The following is an 18,590-nucleotide window of genomic DNA, read 5'->3' as shown; positions in this document are numbered from 1 at the left end:
TCAGCGCCCGTGCCCGGCCAGCAGCACCGCCGCCTGCACGCGCGAGCTCAGGCCGAGCTTGCGCAGGATGTGCTGCACGTGGATCTTGACGGTGGTCTCGGCGATGTCGAGCCGGCGCGCGATCTCCTTGTTGCTGGCGCCGGCCGCGATCTCCTGCAGGATCTCGCGCTCGCGTGGCGACAGCTGGGCCAGCGGATCGGCCGGCACCGGCGCCGGCGCGGCGGTGGCCACTGCCGGTGCCGGCGGGCGCAGCGCCTGGAAGGCGCTGACCAGCTGGTCCGTCATCTCCGGGCTGATGGTGGACTGGCCGCGCAGCGCGCGCTCGATCGCGGCGACCAGCATCTCGCTGTCCACGGTCTTGAGCAGGTAGCCGTGGGCGCCCTGGCGCAGCGCCCGGGCCAGCGTCTCGGCGTCCTCGCTGACGGTCAGCATCAGCACGCGGGCGGCCGGCGCGGCCTGGCGCAGGTTCTGCAGCACGTCCACGCCGCTGACGCCGGGCAGGTGGTGGTCCAGCAGGATCACGTCGGGCTGCAGCTCGGCGGCGCGGCGCAGCGCCTCGCCGGCATCGGCCGCCTCGCCGACCACCTGCAGCGCCGGCTGCGCGGCCAGCAGCGCGGTCAGGCCGCGCCGGAACAGCGTGTGGTCGTCGACGACGAGCAGCCGGGCCGGGGCGGGCATCAGGCGGTGGCCGCGGGTTCCGGCCAGGCGGCCGGCTGCAGCCGCGGCAGGCTCAGCGTGACGCGGGTGCCGGCGCCGGGCGCGGTGGCGATGTCCAGCGTGGCGCCGATGCCGGCCGCGCGCTCGCGCATGATGCGCAGGCCCACGTGGGTCTCGTCCGGCGCCAGCGCGGCGGGGTCCATGCCGCAGCCGTCGTCGCGTACCTCGACCACCCAGCGCGGCGACTGCTGCACCCGCACCCACACGTGGCTGGCGCGCGCGTGCTTGCGCACGTTGGACAGCGCCTCCTGCACCACGTGCAGCACCTGCACCTGCACGTCGGGCGGCAGGGCCAGGCCCTCGCCGTCGATCGACAGCGTCGCCGGCAGGCCGGTCTGGTGCTCGAACTTGTTCAGCGTGGTGCGCAGCGCCGGCGCGATGTCCTCGCCGTTGGTGCGGGTGCGGAAGTGCAGCAGCAGCTCGCGCACGTCGGACAGGCTCTCGCGGATGCCGGCGTCCAGCTCGGCCAGGGTCCGCCGCACGCCCTCGCCGGGCGGCGCCGGCGCGCGGCTCAGCTCGTCGCGCAGCAGGCCGGCCTGGATCTTCAGGAAGGCCAGGCTCTGGGCGATGGAGTCGTGCAGCTCGCGCGCCAGCAGGCCGCGCTCGTCGGCCACGGCGGCCTCGCGCTGCAGCGCGTCGGCGCGCAGCGCCTCCATCGCGCCGGCCAGGTGGCTGGCCAGCGCGTCCAGCAGCGCGCGGTCGTCCTCGGCCAGCGCGGCGTCGGTGCGGTAGAACAGGTCGATCTCGCCGACCATGCGCTCGTGCAGCCGCACCGGCACGCTGACCACGCTGGCGAAGCGGGCGCGCCGGCACTGCACCGGGTCCACCTGGCTGGCGGCCGGCGCGGGGCGCAGCTCCCGCAGCGAGAACACGCGCGTGTGCGCGTCGCCCTGCGGCTGGCCGCAGTAGCACTCGCCGGTGGGCACGCAGTGCTCGGCCTCCACCAGCTCGGGCGGCAGCCGGTCGGCGCCCAGCAGCACGTAGCGGCGGTTGGCCTCGTCGGACCAGCGCACGGCGCAGGCGTCCGCGCGCGCGGCCTGGCGCAGCTGCACGGCGAAGCCCTGGGCCAGGACCTCCAGCGAGCCGGCGCGCGCCGCGAAGGCGGCGGCCTCGTACAGCGCGGCCAGGCGCGCGTGCTCGGCCTCCAGCCGCACGGTCTTCTCCTGCACGCGGCGCTCCAGGCTGGCGTACAGGTCCTGCAGCCGCGCGGCCATCCGGTTGAAGCCCTCGGCCAGGGCCGCGAACTCCTCGCTGCCGTGCGTGTCCAGCCGGGTGGACAGGTCGCCGGCCTCCAGCCGGGCCAGCCCGTGCTGCAGCCGCCCGAGCGGGGTCAGCACCAGCAGCTGGGCCGCGTACAGCAGCGCCAGCGCGGCCGCGATGGCCAGCGCCATCATCGCCAGCTGCGCGGTGTTGAGCAGCGCGGTGGAGCGTGCGAGCTGCCGTTCGATGGCGTCGACGAGGCCGTCGATGGCGGCGACGAAGGCCTCGGCCTGCGCGGCCGGCTGCCCCGCGGCGCCGCTGCCGGCCTGGGCCAGCCACTCGGCGCGCAGGGCTTGCCAGTGCTGGACGACCCTGGCCAGCGCCTGGCGCGAGGCCTGGTCGCGCGGCACGGCCAGCGCGCGCACCGGGTCGCCGTACTGCAGCATCTCCAGGCTGGCGTCGAACTGCACGAGCTGGGACGGCAGCCGCGCGATGTCGCCGGCGGACAGCGTCTGCGCCATGCGCCAGGTCTGCATGCGCATGCGCCCGGCCTCGTTGACGGCGGCGCCGCCGCCCTCCAGCTGCCAGGTGACCCACAGCGTGAGGCCGATGGCGGCCAGCGCCAGGGCCAGCAGCAGGCAGCCGATGGCGCCGATCTTGGCGGCCAGCGGCGTGCGCCGCGCGCCGCGCTCAGGGCGCGCCATCGGCCGCGGGGTAGGGGGCGCCGCGGCGCCGGGCCATGTCCTCGCCCATGGCGCGCTGCTGCTCGGCGCTGAGGCCGGCGCTGGCGGGCGGGAAGGCGTGCACCTCCTCGGCCGCCAGGTGCCGGCGGTACAGCGTGGAGTACAGCGTCCAGCGCTGGCGCGCGGCCGGCAGCTGCTGCGCCTGCAGGCGGCCATCGGCCACCGCCTGCAGGTCGGGGCGCATGCGCGCCCAGTCGTGCTCCATGACCTGGTGGTCGGCGCGCAGCCGCGCGGCCACGCCGGCCAGCCCCAGTTCGCGCAGGCGCGGCAGCACGTGCCGCTCCTCGTCCTGGTGGTGCAGCGGCGCCGCGACGTCGAAGTAGCGCAGGATGTCGGCCGCAGCGCTGCGGGCCTGGGCGTCGCAGCCGTGCGTGGCCAGGTGCTCGCCGAGCCGGTCCAGCACGTCGAGCATGTGTTCCATGCGCGCATGGCAGGCCACCAGCATCTCGAAGGGCTGGTCGAAGCCGGCGGCGGGGCCGGCATGCAGCGGCGACGTGGTGATGTCCATGGCGAGCGTGGAATTTTCCACGCGGCGGCGCGCTGCGGGGAGAGGGCGAACACGGGGCAGATGCGCACGGTTGATCTGGATCAACCCGGGGCTTCCCGCCGCGGCTCCGCATGCGGCACGTACGGGCCGGTGCCGGCGTGGCCGGCTTCGCTGGCCGGCAGGAAGCGGCCGTTCGCCACGTCGAACACGTGCACCTGGCCTTCCTCGATCACGTAGTGCCAGCCGTGCAGCGTGAGCGCGCCAGCCTCCACGCGCTCGCGCACCATCGGGTAGTCCATCAGGCGTTCGAGCTGCAGCACGACGGCGCGCTGCTCGGTGCGGCGCAGCGCCTCGGGGCCGGGCTCGGCCACCGGCAGCGTGGCCTCGCGGCCCAGTTCCAGCCAGGCGGCGAGGTTGCGGGCCGCGGCCGGCACGCCGCCGTACAGCGCCCGGATGCCGCCGCAATGGCTGTGGCCGCAGACGACGATGCGGCGCACCTGCAGGTTCAGCACCGCGAACTCGATCGCGGCGGAGGTGCCGTGGTAGCCCACCCAGCGCGGCGCCGCGCCGAGTGGCGCGCGCCCCGGCGCGGACGCGGCGCCGCAGGGGGCGTCCATGTAGCCGTCGTACGGCGGCACGAACGCGGCGACGTTGCGCACCAGGAACAGCTCGCCGGGCCCGGTGCCGGTCAGCAGGTAGGGCACCAGGCGCGAATCGCTGCAGCCGATGAACAGCGTGGCCGGGTGCTGCCCCTGGTCCACGAGCTGGCGGAAGCGCTGCTCCTGCCGCGGGAAGGCGTGGTCGTGGAAGCGGCGCAGGCGCTGCAGCAGGTCGTCGTCGGGCATGGCCGGGGCCTACTGCACCAGCGGCGTGGCGGCGCCGTCCAGGTCCACGCCGGCCATGCGCGCCTGGCCGGCCAGCAGGCGCAGGTACTGCGACAGCGCGGTGGCGAAGCTGCGCTGGCGCAGCGACTGCGCGACCGCGGCGCGCACCTGCTCGTACGGCGGCACGCGGCCCGGCCGGCGCGCCAGCACCTCCACCACGTGCAGGCCGAAGCGGCTGTGCACCAGCCGCGGCAGCACGCCGACCTCGGCGCGGCCGAACAGCTCGCGCGCGAACTCGGGCGCGCAGTCCTCCTGCGCCAGCCAGCCCAGGTCGCCGCCATGGGCGCCGCTGGGGCAGTTGGAGCTGGCGGCCGCGGCGGCGGCGAAGCGCTCGCCGCCGCCGCGCACGTCGAGCAGGCAGGCCTCGGCCCGGCGGCGCAGCGCGTTCACGTCCAGGCCGGGCGTGACGGCGAACAGCACGTGGCGTGCCTGCACGCGCTCGCCGACCGCGTAGCGCGCCGCATGGGCGGCATGGTGGCGGCGGCAGGCGTCCTCGGACGGCTCGGGCAGCTGCAGTGCGGCGTCCAGCAGGCGCTCGATCGCGGCGCCGGCGGCCTCGCTGATCGCGCCGTCCCGCGGCGGCGGGTCGTCGGCCGGCAGCAGCCCCTGGCCGATGGCGGCCTGGCGCAGCAGCTCGGTGCAGGCGCGCTGGCGCAGTTCGGCGGCGGTCGGCGCCTCGCCGGCGCCGGCCAGTGGCACGCCGTTGACGTGCGGGCGCTCGACGGCGGCCGGCGTCATGCGTGCCTCCCCTGGCCGGCCGGCGGCCGCTGCGGCGTGGGCGGCAGGTTCAGCCGGCGCGAGCGCACCAGCTGGTACGGCCGGAACAGGTAGGCCACCGAGGCCAGCCCGCTCCACACGTGCACCAGCCGGCTGAACGGGAACAGCAAGAAGATCGTCATGCCCAGCACCATGTGGACCTTGAACGGCCAGTCCAGCGCGACCAGGCCGCTGGCGTCCGGCCGGAAGGTCACGATGCCCTGCGCCCAGCCGGCCAGGATCAGCATCGCGCCGGCGTCACTGCGGTGGCTCCAGGAGAACGGCAGCGTCACCAGGCCCAGCACCAGCTGCACCCACAGGATGACCAGGATCGCCAGGTCGGTGCGGTGGCTGGTGAGCCGGATGCGCGGGTCGAACAGGCGCCGGTGCAGCAGCATGCTCAGCCCGATGAAGCAGACCAAGCCGGCCGCGCCGCCGGTGACGATGGCCACCAGCTGCTTCTGCGGCGCGGTGACCAGCCATGCGTACATGAAGTGCGGCGTCAGCAGGCCCACGGTGTGGCCGAACAGCAGGAACAGGATGCCGGCGTGGAACAGGTTGCTGCCCCAGCGCAGCTGGCGCGCGCGCAGCATCTGCGAGGAATCGCTTTTCCAGGTGTACTGGTCGCGGTCGAAGCGGGCCAGGCTGCCCATCAGCCAGACCGCGAGGCAGATGTAGGGGTAGACGTTGAACAGGAAGTCGTGGACGGCGCGTGGCATGGGGGGCTCCTCGGGATCGACGTCAACGGGCGGCGCCTGCGGCCGGCGGCGGGCGGCGGACCAGGTGGACCGGCTGCGGCTGGCCGGGCGCGGCCTGGCCCTGGGTGCTGCAGCCGCCGAAGGCGGCGGGCTCCTGCCAGCTCGCGTCCAGCGGCTCGTCCTCGCCGGCCGGCGTGCCCGCATCCGCGCCCAGCGGCTGGCCGGCCAGGTCGAGCACGGCGGCGATCGCGGCCGCGTAGTCGCTGCCGCGGCGCTGCAGCGCCGTGGCGATGGACTGCAGGATGTGCGCGAACTCGCCGACGAAGGCGCGCGCCTGGCGCACCGGCTGGGTCGAGGCGAACTCCAGCAGCACCGTCAGGTGGTCCGGCAGCTCGCCCGGCGCCAGCAGCAGGCCGGCCTGCTCGTAGGTGCGCACCAGGTCGACCATGGCCGGGCCGCGGTCGCGCGAGTCGCCGTGCACGTGCTCGAACAGGTGCAGCGCGGTGCCGCGGCCGCGGTCGAACAGGTCGACGTAGACGGCCTCGGCGTCCAGGCCGTCGGCCAGCAGCCGGTCCATCAGCGCGTCGAGCTCGGCGCGGCGCACGCGGCCGACCGCGTCCTCCGCGTTCAGCGCGGCATGGATGTCGGGCAGGCGGGCGCGCATGGATGCGTCGGGATAGCGCAGCAGGTGGGCCAGCGCGCGCAGGGTGAAGGTGATGCCGTTGCGCATGCCGGGCCTCACAGGCTTGCCTTGATGGGGATGGTCCGCTTCTTCTCGCTGCCGAACAGGCTGGTCTCGGTCACGCCCTCGCTGCAGCCGTTGCCGAACGAGAAGCCGCAGCCGCCGCGCACGTTGAAGGCGTTCTCGGCGTACTCGCGGTGCGTGGTCGGGATCACGAAGCGGTCCTCGTAGTTGGCGATGGCCATCACGTGGTACATCGCCTCGACCTGCGCGGCCGTCAGGCCGACCTGGCGGATCGCGGCTTCGTTCGGCGCGCCGTCCACGTGCTTGCCGCGCTGCCAGGCGCGCATGGCCAGCATGCGTTCCAGCGCGCGCACCACCGGCCGCGTGTCGCCGGCGGTCAGCAGGTTGGCCAGGTACTTGACCGGGATGCGCAGCTGGCCCACGTCGGGCAGCTCGCCGTTGGTGCCGACGTGGCCGGCGTTCGCGGCGGCGGTGATCGGCGACAGCGGCGGCACGTACCAGACCATGGGCAGCGTGCGGTACTCCGGGTGCAGCGGCAGCGCGACCTGCCAGTCCACCGCCATGCGGTAGACGGGGCTGTTGCGCGCGGCCGCCAGCCAGGCCTCGGGCACGCCGTCGGCGCGGGCCTGGGCGATCACGGCCGGGTTCTCGGGGTCGAGGAAGATGCCGAGCTGGGCCTGGTACAGGTCCTGGTCGCGCGCGACGCTGGCGGCCTGCTCGATGCGGTCGGCGTCGTACAGCAGCACGCCCAGGTAGCGGATGCGGCCCACGCAGGTCTCCGAGCACACGGTGGGCTGCCCGGCCTCGATGCGCGGGTAGCAGAAGATGCACTTCTCGGCCTTGCCGCTCTTCCAGTTGTAGTAGATCTTCTTGTACGGGCAGCCCGACACGCACATGCGCCAGCCGCGGCACTTGTCCTGGTCGATCAGCACGATGCCGTCTTCCTCGCGCTTGTAGATGCTGCCGCTGGGGCAGCTCGCCACGCAGGCCGGGTTCAGGCAGTGCTCGCACAGCCGTGGCAGATACATCATGAAGGTGTTCTCGAACTGGCCGTAGATGTCCTTCTGCACCGCGTCGAAGTTGACGTCCTGGCTGCGCTTGGCGAACTCGCCGCCCAGGATCTCCTCCCAGTTCGGGCCCCACTCGATCTTCTCCATGCGCTGGCCGGTGATCAGGCTGCGCGGGCGCGCGGTCGGCGCCGCCTTCATCTCGCGGGCGGTCTGCAGGTGCTCGTAGTCGAAGGTGAAGGGCTCGTAGTAGTCGTCGATCTCGGGCAGGTTGGGGTTGGCGAAGATCTTCATCAGCAGCTGCCACCGGCCGCCCTGGCGCGGCACGATGGAGCCGTCGGCCTTGCGCGTCCAGCCGCCGTTCCAGCGCTCCTGGTTCTCCCACTCCTTGGGGTAGCCGATGCCGGGCTTGGTCTCCACGTTGTTGAACCAGGCGTATTCCACGCCGGGGCGGTTGGTCCAGACGTTCTTGCAGGTCACGCTGCAGGTGTGGCAGCCGATGCACTTGTCCAGGTTCAGGACCATGCCGATCTGGGCACGTACTTTCATCGCGGGCTCCTTTTTCTAGTGGTCCGTGCCGCTTCGCACCCGTCGTGCGGCGGCACGCGCAGCGAAGTCCCCGGGGCATCCGCGGGGCCGGCGCCGCCGGGCCGCCGGGTGCGCCCCTTCGAGGGGGGATCGGATGGCCGCACGCAGCGCGGCCGTCCGAACGGGGGCGGGCGCACTCACGGGTTCTCGCCCTGCGCCTGGTACGCGGCCGCGAGGTGCTCGCCGCGCGGCGTGTCGAGCCAGTCGACCCTGGCCATCTTGCGCACGACCACGAACTCGTCGCGGTTGGTGCCGATGGTCCCGTAGTAGTTGAAGCCGTAGCTGTACTGCGCGTAGCCGCCGATCATGTGCGTGGGCTTGAGCACGATGCGGGTGACCGAGTTGTGGATGCCGCCGCGCACGCCGGTGATCTCGCTGCCGGGCGTGTTGATGATCTTCTCCTGCGCGTGGTACATCATCACCATGCCGGGCTTGACGCGCTGGCTCACCACGGCGCGCACCGCCACCGCGCCGTTGACGTTGAACATCTCCATCCAGTCGTTGTCCTCGATGCCGGCGCGCCGGGCGTCCTCCTCGCTGATCCAGGCGACCGGGCCGCCGCGGCTCAGCGTCAGCATCGGCAGCGTGTCGGTGTAGGTGCTGTGGATGCCCCACTTCTGGTGCGGCGTGATGAAGTTCAGCTGGATCTCCGGGTGCCCGTTGGGCCGGATGCCCTGCATGCCGCGCGTGGCCTTCAGGTCCACCGGCGGGCGGTAGCTGGAGAAGCCTTCGCCGAAGGCGATCATCCACGGGTGGTCCTGGTAGAACTGCTGGCGGCCGGTGAGGGTGCGCCACGGGATCAGCTCGTGCACGTTGGTGTAGCCGGCGTTGTAGCTGACGGTCTCGCTCTCGATGCCGCTCCAGGTCGGCGAGCTGATGATCTTGCGCGGCTGGGCCTGGATGTCGCGGTAGCGGATCTTCTCGTCCTCGCGGTACAGCGCCAGGTGCTTGTGTTCGCGGCCGGTGGCCTTCTCCAGCGCCTCCCAGGCCTTCACGGCCACGTGGCCGTTGGTCTCGGGCGCCAGCTGCAGGATCACCTCGCAGGCGTCGATGTCGCTGACGATGCGCGGGCGCCCCTGCGTCGCGCCGGGCTCGGCCACCCGGCCGTTGAGCTGGCCGAGCTGCTCGACCTCGGTGCCGGTCTTCCAGGCGATGCCCTTGCCGCCGTTGCCGAGCCGGTCCAGCAGCGGGCCCAGGGCGGTGAAGCGCTTGTACAGGTTGGGGTAGTCGCGCTCGACCACGGTGACCTGCGGCGCGGTCTTGCCGGGCACCAGCGCGCATTCGCCCTTCTTCCACTCGGCCACGCCGTAGGGCTGGGCCAGCTCGGCCGGCGTGTCGTGCATCAGCGGCGTCAGCACGGTGTCGCGCTCCACGCCCAGGTGGCCCACGCAGACCTCGCTGAAGGCCTTGGCGAAGCCCTTGTAGATCTCCCAGTCCGAGCGTGCCTCCCACACCGGGTCCACGGCCGCCGACAGCGGGTGGATGAAGGGATGCATGTCGCTGGTGTTCAGGTCGTTCTTCTCGTACCAGCTGGCGGTGGGCAGCACGATGTCGGAGTACAGGCAGGTCGTGCTCATGCGGAAGTCCAGCGTGACCAGCAGGTCCAGCTTGCCCTGCGGCGCGTCGGCGTGCCACACGACCTCCTCGGGCTTGGCGTCGAACCCGCCGCCGGGCCGCCCCGCGGCGGGTTCTTCCCCGCGGGGGGCATGGGGGCCCACCTGCTCGCCGAGGTCCTTGCCCTGCACGCCGTTGCCGGTGCCCAGCAGGTGCTTGCAGAAGTACTCGTGGCCCTTGCCGCTGGAGCCCAGTAGGTTGCTGCGCCAGACGAACAGGTTGCGCGGCCAGTTCTCGGGGGCGTCCGGGTCCTCGCAGCTCATCTGCAGGCTGCCGTCCTGCAGCGCCCGGGCCACGTAGTCGCGCGGCGCCAGGCCCGCGGCATCGGCCTGCGCGGCCACGTGCAGCGGATTGGTCTTGAGCTGCGGCGCGCTGGGCAGCCAGCCCATGCGCTCGGCGCGCACGTTGTAGTCGATCATGCTGCCGCCGTACTGGCTGCGGTCGGCCAGCGGCGAGACGATCTCGTCGAGCCCCAGCTTCTCGTAGCGCCACTGGTCGGTGTGGGCGTAGAAGAAGCTGGTGGAGTTCTGCTGGCGCGGCGGGCGCGCCCAGTCCAGCGCGAAGGCCAGCGCCGTCCAGCCGGTCTGCGGGCGCAGCTTCTCCTGGCCCACGTAGTGCGACCAGCCGCCGCCGCTCTGGCCGATGCAGCCGCACATCATCAGCAGGTTGATGACGCCGCGGTAGTTCATGTCGCAGTGGTACCAGTGGTTCATCGCCGCGCCGATGATCACCATGGACTTGCCGCGCGTCTTGTCGGCATTGGCGGCGAACTCGCGCGCCACCGTGATGATCTGCTGGCGCGGCACGCCGGTGACCTGCTCGGCCCAAGCCGGCGTGTAGGGCGCGTTCTGGTCGTAGTCCTGCGCGCCGCTGCCCAGGCCGCGGGCGATGCCGTACTGCGCGGCCTGCAGGTCGAACACGGTGGCGACCAGCGCGTCGTGGTAGCGGCCGTCCCGGCCCAGCCGCAGCCGCACCGCCGGCACGCGCGCGCGGTGCACGTCGCCGGACATGCGGTCCCCGGGGCCGCCCTGGGGCGAACCGCTACCCGGCGGGGACGAGGGCGCCTGAGCGCGGCCTGGCACGCCATCGAGCGCATTGGCCGTGAAGTGCGGCGTCTCGATGCCGCCGAAGTACGGGAAGCCCACCTCCACGATCTCGTGCGCCTGCGCGCCGTCTTCCAGCACCGAGAGCTTGAGCCGCACCTCGGCGCCGTGGCGGGCCTCCCGGTTCTCCAGGTTCCACTTGCCGGCGTCGTCGCGGCCCTCGGCGCCCCAGCGAAAGCCGATCGAGCCGTGCGGCAGCACCGCGCGGCCGTCGGTGTCGAAGGCGACGGTCTTCCACTCCGGGTTGTTCTGCTGGCCCAGCCGGCCGTTGAAGTCGTCGGCGCGCAGGTAGCGGTCGGGCGCCAGCACCGTGCTGCCGTCGGCCAGCCGGTGCTCCTTCAGCAGCACCAGCATCGGCAGGTCGGTGTAGCGGCGCGCGTAGTCGTCGAAGTACGCGGAGCGGGTCTTGAAGTAGAACTCGTTGAGCGCCACGTGGCCCATGGCCATGGCCAGCGCGGCGTCCGTGCCCTGCTTTGGGTGCAGCCACAGGTCGGCCAGCTTGGCGACCTCGCTGTAGTCGGGCGTCACGGCCACGGTCTTGGCGCCCTTGTAGCGCACCTCGGTGAAGAAGTGCGCGTCCGGCGTGCGCGTCTGCGGCACGTTGGAGCCCCAGGCGATGATGTAGTGGCTGTTGTACCAGTCGGCCGATTCCGGCACGTCGGTCTGCTCGCCCCAGACCTGGGGGCTGGCCGGCGGCAGGTCGCAGTACCAGTCGTAGAAGCTCATGCACACGCCGCCGAGCAGGCTCAGGTAGCGGCTGCCGGCCGCGTAGCTGACCATGCTCATGGCCGGGATCGGCGAGAAGCCGATGATGCGGTCCGGCCCGTGCCGCTTGATCGTGTAGACGTTGGCCGCGGCGACGAGCTGGTTCACCTCGTCCCAACTGCTGCGCACGAAGCCGCCGATGCCGCGCACGCCCTGGTAGTCGCGCCGCGCGGCCTCGTCCTCGACGATCGACGCCCAGGCGTCGACCGGGCCGCGGCCGGCCTTCAGCGCGGTGCGCCAGCGCTCCAGCAGCCGGCCGCGCACCATCGGGTACTTCACGCGATTGGCGCTGTACAGGTACCAGCTGTAGCTGGCGCCGCGCGCGCAGCCGCGCGGCTCGTGGTTGGGCATGTCCCAGCGCGTGCGCGGGTAGTCGGTCTGCTGGGTCTCCCAGGTGACGATGCCGCCCTTGACGTAGATCTTCCACGAGCACGAGCCCGTGCAGTTCACGCCGTGCGTGCTGCGCACGATCTTGTCGTGCGCCCAGCGCGCGCGGTAGGCGTCCTCCCAGGTGCGGTCCTCGCCGGTGGTGCGGCCGTGGCCGTTGGCGAAGCTCTCCTGCGGCAGGCGGAAATGGGTCAGGCGGTCGAGGAAGTGGCTCATGGGCGTGTTCTCAGCAGGGCATGGCGGCCTGGCGGCGCGCGTAGCACCACCAGGTGACCGCGACGCAGGCGAGGTAGAAGGCGGCGAAGATCCACAGCGCGGCCTCGGGGCCGCCGGTCGCGGCGATCGAGCTGCCGTAGCTCTTGGGGATGAAGAAGCCGCCGTAGGCGCCCAGGGCGCCGGCGAAGCCGACCGCGGCCGCGCCGCGCACGTTGCCTTCCTTCAGCGCGGCGGCGCGGGCGGCCTCGCCCCGGCCGGCGCCGCGCAGGGCGAGCTGGTTGAAGATCACCGGGATCATGCGGAAGGTCGAGCCGTTGCCGATGCCGGTGGTGACGAACAGCACCAGGAACATCAGGAAGAAGCCGGCGAAGCTGCCGGCCCCGGGGCCGGGCGGCAGGGCCAGCGTGCCGGCACCCCGCGGCAGGAAATACAGCACGCCCAGCACCGCCGCCGCCATGACGAGGAAGTTCCACATCGTCACCACGCCGCCGCCGATTCTGTCCGACAGCCAGCCGCCGAACGGCCGCACCACGGCGCCGACCAGCGGGCCGAGCCAGGCGTAGGCGAGCGGGTTGACGTCGGGGAACTGGCTCCGGATCAGCAGCGGGAAACCCGCCGCGAAGCCGATGAAGGAGCCGAAGGTGCCCAGGTACAGCAGGCACATGATCCAGTTGTGCGGCTCCGCGAAGATCGCCGCCTGCGCGGCGACGGAGGCCTTGGCGGCGGCCACGTCGTTCATCGCGAACCAGGCGACGACCGAGACCAGCGCGATCCACGGCACCCAGATGAAGGCGGCGTTCTGCATCCACACCTGCACCTGCGCGCCGTTGCGGGTGACGAGCTGCGGCTCGCCGCCGAAGACGCCGAGCAGGCCCACGGTCACGACGATGGGGCTCAGGAACTGCACCACCGACACCCCGAGGTTGCCCAGGCCGGCGTTCACGCCCAGCGCCGAGCCCTTGCGGTCGTTCGGGAAGAAGTGGCTGATGTTGGCCATGCTGGAGCTGAAGTTGCCGCCGCCCAGCCCGCACAGCAGAGCCAGGACCAGCATCGTGGGGTAGGGCGTGGACGGGTCCTGCACCGCGATGCCGATGCCGACGGCCGGCACCAGCAGGCTGGCCGTGGAGATCGCCGTCCAGCGCCGCCCGCCCACCAGCGGCACCATGAACGAATAGAAGATGCGCAGCGTGGCGCCGGAGAGCGCCGGCGCCGCGGCCAGCCAGAACAGCTGGTTCGTGGAGTAGCTGAAGCCCAGGCCCGGCAGGCTGACGGCGACCACGCTCCAGACCTGCCAGACCGCGAAGGCCAGGAACAGCGCGGGCACCGAGATCCACAGGTTCAGCTTGGCGATGGCCTCGCCTTCCTTTTCCCAGAAGGCCTTGTCCTCCGGCGTCCAGATCTGCAGCGTGCGGCCGCGGCGCGGTGCGGCGGAGGTGGTGGAGGTGTCCATCGGGGGCCTTCGGTCAGGAGGCGGCGGGCGCGGCGCGGCCCATCACGTCGGTGCGGCGCACCTCGGTCCAGTACATCCAGATCAGCGAGACCCAGACCACGCCGTACAGCAGCATGAAGGCGCTGGAGCGGATGCCGGTGACGTCCAGCAGCGCGCCGAACAGGATCGGCAGCACGAAGCCGCCCAGCCCGCCGGCCAGGCCGACGATGCCGCTGATGGCGCCGATGTTGTGCGGGTAGTCGTCGCCCACGTACTTGAACACGCTGGCCTTGCCGAAGGCCCAGGCCACGCCCAGCACCGCCATCAGCGCGGTGAAGGCGTAGACGTTCAGGCCCAGGTGGAAGCTGCGCGGGCCGTCCGCCGTGGCGATGGTGAAGTCGGTCTGCGGGTAGCTCAGCAGGAACAGGCAGATCCAGCTCACCCACAGCACCCACCAGGTGACCTTGTGCGCGCCGTACCGGTCCGACAGCACGCCGCCGACGGCGCGCAGCACGCCGCCGGGCAGCGAGAAGCAGGCGGCCAGCAGCGCGGCCGTCTGGATGCTCAGCCCGTACTCGCCGACGTAGTACTGCACCATCCACAGCGCCAGCGCCACGTAGCCGCCGAACACGATGCTGTAGTACTGGCAGTACTTGAGCACGCGCGGGTCCTTCAGCGCCTTGAGCTGGTCGGTGAAGCGCACGCTGCTGGGCACCAGGTGCCGGGGATCGTGCGCGCTGAACAGCCAGAACAGGACCACGGTGCCGGCCATCACCGCCGCATAGGCCTTGGGCACCAGCGCCCAGCCGCCGGCCACCAGCAGCGCCGGCGCGACGAACTTGTTGACCGCCGAGCCCGAGTTGCCGGCGCCATACACGCCCATCGCCATGCCCTGGCGGTTCTTGGGGAACCAGCGCGCCACGTACGGCGTGCCGACCGAGAACGAGCCGCCGGCCAAGCCCACGAACAGGCCGATCACGAGGAAGTGCCAGTACTGCGTGGCGTAGGCCATCGCCCAGATCGCCGGCACCGTGACGGCCATCAGCACCGCCATCACGATGCGCCCGCCGTAGCGGTCGGTCCAGATGCCCAGCGGCACGCGCACCAGCGAGCCGGTCAGCACCGGCATGGCCGTGAGCAGGCCGAACTCCGTGGCGTTCAGGCCCAGCTCCTGCTTCAGCGGGATGCCGATGACGCCGAACATCATCCAGACCATGAAGCAGACCGTGAAGGCCAGCGTGCTGACGGCCAGCACGCTCCAGGCCTGGCGCGGGATGGGGGCGGGGGCAGGGGCGGCGGGGCTCGGAGGCATGGCGTGCACGGTCGGTCGGGATGCCGGCACTGTGGCGCGGGCGGGGCGCGCGCGGTATCCGCCGGGCGGGCGGCGGAAGGGGTGCGGAAGAACGATGGAGGGCGGGGCGGGGTCGTTCGGATGGAGGATGGCGGCTCGGCTTTGGGCCTTTCAGGGGGTGCTGGAGGGCGAGGTGCGCGCTGCCCGCCGGACCAGCGCATGGTGGCTGGAGACTCGTGCCTTTCTTCGATCGGTGGGCTGAGCGACCTGTCTGCAGCGTCAGCCGCCATTCATGTCCGCCAGCAGAACGACGGCTTAAGGGCGAATCGCCGTACTGCCATCAACTGAAGCCGCGCGGTCATCACGTTGTGCAGAAGCTCCCTGAGCGAGGGCGCGACCTTACCTGCGCCGTCAGAAAATCCTCGCCGCAGGCTCCTGGCTTGTGACGCCCGGAGAAAATCACCAAACATGAACGTCCAACAACTCGAAAACGAACTCTGGGAGGCCGCCGACCAGTTGCGTGCCAATTCAAAGCTGACGGCCGCGGAGTACGCAATGCCGGTACTGGGCCTGATCTTCCTGCGCCATGCGGACAACCGTTTCAAGGCCTACCTGCCCGGCATTCTGGCAAGCATCCCGGCCAAGATGCCGGCGGCCCAGCGTGAAGAACTGATCAGGACCGAGTTCCAAGGCAAGGCCGCCATCTACCTGCCCGAGGCGGCCCGATTCGACGCCATCGCCAGCCTGCCGAAAGGGACCGATGTGGGCGAGGCCATCGAGGCCGCCATGGATGCGATCGAAGCCGAATACACCGTGCTGGAAGGTGCGTTGCCGCGCGGCTACCCCGCCTTCGAACCCGACCTGCTGGCCGACTTGGTGAAGATCTTCGACCGGCCCGCGCTGAAGACCGCCACCGGCGACGTGTTCGGCCGCATCTACGAATATTTCCTGAACAAGTTCGCCATGACCGGCGCGCAGGAGGGTGGCGAGTTTTTCACCCCACCGTCGCTGGTGCGCATGATCGTCAACGTCATCCAGCCCGACCATGGCATCGTGTTCGACCCGGCCTGCGGCTCCGCCGGCATGTTTGTGCAAACCGGCCACTTCATCGAGAAAGTGCGCCGCGCCAGCGCGTTGGAGACCGTCACCTTCCATGGCCAGGAAAAAAGCGACACCAATACCAAGTTGGCGCGCATGAATCTGGTGGTGCACGGGCTGGACGCCAGCAACATCCGCCAGGGCAACACCTTCTACGACCAAGCGGAGCACCTGATTGGCCAGTGCGACTTCGTCATGGCCAACCCGCCGTTCAACGTGGATGGCGTGGACACCAAGAAGGTCAGCAAGCAGTTGGCACCGCAAACGGCGCAAGAGGCAGCCCAGGCCGAGGGCGGCCCCTACCGCCTGCCCTTCGGCTTGCCCGGCACCAACGCCAAGACCGGTGCCATCAGCAACGCCAACAGCCTGTGGATTCAGTATTTCTACAGCTACCTGAACGACACCGGCCGGGCCGGCTTCGTCATGGCGTCCAGCGCATCCGACGCCGGCAATAAAGACCGCGACATCCGCGAGAAGCTGGTCAAGAGCGGCCACGTGGACGTCATGATGTCCATCGGCACCAAGTTCTTCTACACCCGCAGCCTACCGTGCACGCTGTGGTTCTTCGACAAGGGCAAGCCCGACGACCTGCAAGACCAGGTGCTGATGATCGACGCCCGCAACGTCTACCACGTAGTGTCGGCGCGGTCGCACGTGTTCACCGAAGAGCAACTGGCCAACCTGACCGCCATCACCTGGCTCTACCGCGACGAGCATGAAAAGTTCGTCGCCCTGGTGGCCGGCTATCAGCGCCAGGTGGGCGACTGGCTGGCGGAGCTGCCTGGCCGACTGCGCGCCGACAGCCGCACGCTGCGCCGGCTGGCACTTAAGCTGATGCGCTTCGCCCGCGATGCCCGGGTGAACGATGAATTGCTGCCGCCGCTGCCGCCGCTGCCGGCAGCCCCGCCACCCCCGACCGAGCAGCAAGCCGAGTTGACCCAGCAGCGCGCTGAACTGCAAGCCGCGCTGGACGCCTGGAAAGCCGATCTGGCCCAGGCCCTGGCCGACACCAGTGCCGCCGACGCGCTGGCCGCGCTGCTGGCCCAGGCCGCCCAGGCACACACCGCTATCGCCCAGGCCGACCTAGCGACCCACGCTGGCCAGAAAGCGCTGCAGGCCACGCTGGATGTGCTTACCCCCACCCTCAAGGCTGCCGGCAAGACGCTGGAAGCCCGGCACAAGCGCGCCCTAGCGCTGGTGGACGCAGCCGAGAAAACTGTGCGCGCCCGCGCCAGCAAAGCCTGGCACGGCAAGGCCATCCGCGAGGCCCGCCGCGCCCTGCAGCCGGCTGATGCCAAGAAGAACGAAGACCCCACCGTGCGCGACCTGGCACTGGAGGCGCCCAAGCAGGCCGCTTACTTCATTCACCAGGTGCACTGGCTGCACAGCCGCTTTCCCAACGGTTGGTACGACGACGTACCCGGCCTGTGCAAGGCCGTGACGCGCGAGGAGATCGCCGCCAACGACTGGTCACTGACGCCGGGACGTTACGTGGGTGTGGCGGCGGTGCAGGACGATGGCGACGAAGATGCCTTCGCCGAGCAACTGCGTGAAATCCACGAGGAGCTGGCGGAGTTGAACGAGAAGGCTGTGGCGCTGGCGGGGCGGATTGCGGGCAATTTGGAGGGGTTGTTGGGATGAGCTGGCCGAAACTACCGCTTGACCAACTTGGGTACGTCTCTAGAGGCAGGTCCCGCCATCGGCCACGCAACGATCCGTTGCTATATGGTGGTCAGTACCCGTTCATACAGACTGGCGATGTCAAGCACGCCAGTTTTCGCATTTACCAACACTCAGCGACCTATAGCGAGGCCGGCTTGGCTCAGAGCCGACTGTGGCCTAAAGACACGCTTTGCATCACGATCGCAGCCAACATCGCGGATACGGCGCTATTGGCATACGAGGCCTGCTTTCCTGATAGCGTTATCGGCTTCGTCGCTGACAGGGACAAAGCTGACCCCCGTTTTGTGAAGTACTATTTCAACATCATTCAGCGTGAATTGCAGATGGTGTCCCAAGGGGCTACTCAAGACAACTTGAGCCAAGAGAAGCTACTTTCATTCGGAATTGCCTGCCCCCCCGTTGAAGTACAACGTCAAGTGGCTGAGGTGCTCGCGACATACGACGACCTGATCGCCACCAACCAGCGCCGCATTGCCCTACTGGAACAGGCCGCCCGGTTGCTGTACCGTGAGTGGTTCGTGCACCTGCGGTTTCCGGGGCATGAGTCGGTGCCCGTCAAGTTTGGGGAGCCGGAAGGGTGGCGAATGGTGTCAATCGCCGATCAGGCAAGCTATCTGAATCGCGGCATTGCCCCGAAGTACGACGACACAGCGAAGGGCTGGGTCATCAACCAAAAGTGCATTCGCGACGGGCGCATCACGATGGTGCCCGCGCGCCGACAGTCAAAGGATGTGAAGCCTGATCGCTTGGTACGAATGGGGGACGTACTGATCAATTCGACCGGTGCAGGCACCCTGGGTCGCGTTGCTCAAGTGTGGTCACCTATCAAAGATTGCACGGTGGATACCCATGTCACGATAGTCCGGCCCATCGACATTAACTCATCAACCTATTTTGGGCAGGCACTTTTGAACTTAGAGCCGCTCTTTGCGGAGATGGGGAAAGGCGCCACGAACCAGTTGGAGTTGAGTCGGTCTGACATCGGCGACATCAAGATCTGGCAACCGCCGGAACATGTGCGTGTCGAGTTCCACCGTATGGTCGGGCCGATGCTCGAACAAGCGGAGCAACTGAGCATCGCAATCCAGCTCCTGCAGAGGGCCCGTGATCTCCTTTTGCCCAAGCTGATGTCCGGCCAGCTCGACGTGAGCGGGATAGCGCAGCCTGAAGCGGAAGAAGTGGCCGCCTGACGGGCGAGTAACCAAGCACCGAACCACA

The 18,590-nt window shown here is 70.4% G+C and carries 13 protein-coding genes; 2 read left to right on the top strand and 11 right to left on the bottom strand.

What is annotated here, in order from left to right:
* From QM782_RS22365 to QM782_RS22315, 11 genes are all read right to left on the bottom strand, one after another.
* Nucleotides 1-678, bottom strand: a complete 678-nt coding sequence (locus QM782_RS22365) for a response regulator (protein WP_415205067.1) — start codon at nt 676-678, stop codon at nt 1-3.
* Nucleotides 678-2,621 (bottom strand): type IV pili methyl-accepting chemotaxis transducer N-terminal domain-containing protein, encoded by a 1,944-nt coding sequence (locus QM782_RS22360; RefSeq protein ID WP_415205066.1) that lies wholly within the window; start codon nt 2,619-2,621, stop codon nt 678-680. Before QM782_RS22360 ends, QM782_RS22365 begins: the two co-directional genes overlap by 1 nt.
* Entirely contained in the window at nt 2,608-3,168 is a 561-nt protein-coding gene (locus QM782_RS22355; protein ID WP_415205065.1) for a hemerythrin domain-containing protein, read from the bottom strand. Before QM782_RS22355 ends, QM782_RS22360 begins: the two co-directional genes overlap by 14 nt.
* An 80-nt stretch (nt 3,169-3,248) precedes the next feature.
* Nucleotides 3,249-3,992, bottom strand: coding sequence for a carbonic anhydrase (locus QM782_RS22350; RefSeq protein WP_415205064.1), 744 nt, complete (start codon nt 3,990-3,992; stop codon nt 3,249-3,251).
* Between the two features lie 9 nt (nt 3,993-4,001).
* Complete coding sequence (locus QM782_RS22345) at nt 4,002-4,769, bottom strand: peptidylprolyl isomerase (RefSeq protein ID WP_415205063.1); 768 nt, start codon at nt 4,767-4,769, stop codon at nt 4,002-4,004.
* Nucleotides 4,766-5,506: a respiratory nitrate reductase subunit gamma gene (gene narI, locus QM782_RS22340; RefSeq protein WP_415205062.1), complete on the bottom strand. Its 741-nt coding sequence runs from the start codon at nt 5,504-5,506 to the stop codon at nt 4,766-4,768. The genes QM782_RS22345 and narI overlap by 4 nt, the downstream gene beginning before the upstream one ends.
* A gap of 22 nt (nt 5,507-5,528) precedes the next feature.
* Nucleotides 5,529-6,215, bottom strand: a complete 687-nt coding sequence (gene narJ / locus QM782_RS22335) for a nitrate reductase molybdenum cofactor assembly chaperone (protein WP_415205061.1) — start codon at nt 6,213-6,215, stop codon at nt 5,529-5,531.
* A gap of 8 nt (nt 6,216-6,223) precedes the next feature.
* Entirely contained in the window at nt 6,224-7,747 is a 1,524-nt protein-coding gene (narH, locus tag QM782_RS22330) for a nitrate reductase subunit beta (protein WP_415205060.1), read from the bottom strand.
* A gap of 176 nt (nt 7,748-7,923) precedes the next feature.
* Nucleotides 7,924-11,871: a nitrate reductase subunit alpha gene (locus QM782_RS22325; protein WP_415205059.1), complete on the bottom strand. Its 3,948-nt coding sequence runs from the start codon at nt 11,869-11,871 to the stop codon at nt 7,924-7,926.
* A 10-nt stretch (nt 11,872-11,881) separates the two neighbouring features.
* Nucleotides 11,882-13,321 carry an MFS transporter gene (locus QM782_RS22320; protein ID WP_415205058.1) on the bottom strand — a complete coding sequence of 480 codons (1,440 nt, stop codon included), beginning with the start codon at nt 13,319-13,321 and terminating at the stop codon, nt 11,882-11,884.
* Between the two features lie 13 nt (nt 13,322-13,334).
* Entirely contained in the window at nt 13,335-14,612 is a 1,278-nt protein-coding gene (locus QM782_RS22315) for an MFS transporter (RefSeq protein WP_415205057.1), read from the bottom strand.
* Between the two features lie 447 nt (nt 14,613-15,059).
* Here QM782_RS22315 and QM782_RS22310 point away from each other — a divergent pair, with 447 nt between their 5' ends.
* Together QM782_RS22310 and QM782_RS22305 are read left to right on the top strand one after the other, a co-directional pair.
* Complete coding sequence (locus QM782_RS22310; protein ID WP_415205056.1) at nt 15,060-17,330, top strand: N-6 DNA methylase; 2,271 nt, start codon at nt 15,060-15,062, stop codon at nt 17,328-17,330.
* Nucleotides 17,327-18,562, top strand: coding sequence for a restriction endonuclease subunit S (locus QM782_RS22305; RefSeq protein WP_415205055.1), 1,236 nt, complete (start codon nt 17,327-17,329; stop codon nt 18,560-18,562). The genes QM782_RS22310 and QM782_RS22305 overlap by 4 nt, the downstream gene beginning before the upstream one ends.
* The last annotated feature ends 28 nt before the right edge of the window (nt 18,563-18,590 follow it).

Source organism: Pseudorhodoferax sp., from assembly GCF_047601025.1.
Lineage (GTDB): Bacteria > Pseudomonadota > Gammaproteobacteria > Burkholderiales > Burkholderiaceae_C > Pseudorhodoferax.
Note: the sequence above shows the minus strand (reverse complement) of the source record. Positions and strands in the feature narration are given on the sequence as shown.

What these genes read in the sequence shown, in the direction of transcription:
- QM782_RS22365 (WP_415205067.1), bottom strand. Translation starts at nt 678, where the DNA reads ATGCCCGCCCCGGCCCGGCTGCTCGTCGTCGACGACCACACGCTGTTC.
- QM782_RS22360 (WP_415205066.1), bottom strand. Translation starts at nt 2,621, where the DNA reads ATGGCGCGCCCTGAGCGCGGCGCGCGGCGCACGCCGCTGGCCGCCAAG.
- QM782_RS22355 (WP_415205065.1), bottom strand. Translation starts at nt 3,168, where the DNA reads ATGGACATCACCACGTCGCCGCTGCATGCCGGCCCCGCCGCCGGCTTC.
- QM782_RS22350 (WP_415205064.1), bottom strand. Translation starts at nt 3,992, where the DNA reads ATGCCCGACGACGACCTGCTGCAGCGCCTGCGCCGCTTCCACGACCAC.
- QM782_RS22345 (WP_415205063.1), bottom strand. Translation starts at nt 4,769, where the DNA reads ATGACGCCGGCCGCCGTCGAGCGCCCGCACGTCAACGGCGTGCCACTG.
- narI (WP_415205062.1), bottom strand. Translation starts at nt 5,506, where the DNA reads ATGCCACGCGCCGTCCACGACTTCCTGTTCAACGTCTACCCCTACATC.
- narJ (WP_415205061.1), bottom strand. Translation starts at nt 6,215, where the DNA reads ATGCGCAACGGCATCACCTTCACCCTGCGCGCGCTGGCCCACCTGCTG.
- narH (WP_415205060.1), bottom strand. Translation starts at nt 7,747, where the DNA reads ATGAAAGTACGTGCCCAGATCGGCATGGTCCTGAACCTGGACAAGTGC.
- QM782_RS22325 (WP_415205059.1), bottom strand. Translation starts at nt 11,871, where the DNA reads ATGAGCCACTTCCTCGACCGCCTGACCCATTTCCGCCTGCCGCAGGAG.
- QM782_RS22320 (WP_415205058.1), bottom strand. Translation starts at nt 13,321, where the DNA reads ATGGACACCTCCACCACCTCCGCCGCACCGCGCCGCGGCCGCACGCTG.
- QM782_RS22315 (WP_415205057.1), bottom strand. Translation starts at nt 14,612, where the DNA reads ATGCCTCCGAGCCCCGCCGCCCCTGCCCCCGCCCCCATCCCGCGCCAG.
- QM782_RS22310 (WP_415205056.1), top strand. Translation starts at nt 15,060, where the DNA reads ATGAACGTCCAACAACTCGAAAACGAACTCTGGGAGGCCGCCGACCAG.
- QM782_RS22305 (WP_415205055.1), top strand. Translation starts at nt 17,327, where the DNA reads ATGAGCTGGCCGAAACTACCGCTTGACCAACTTGGGTACGTCTCTAGA.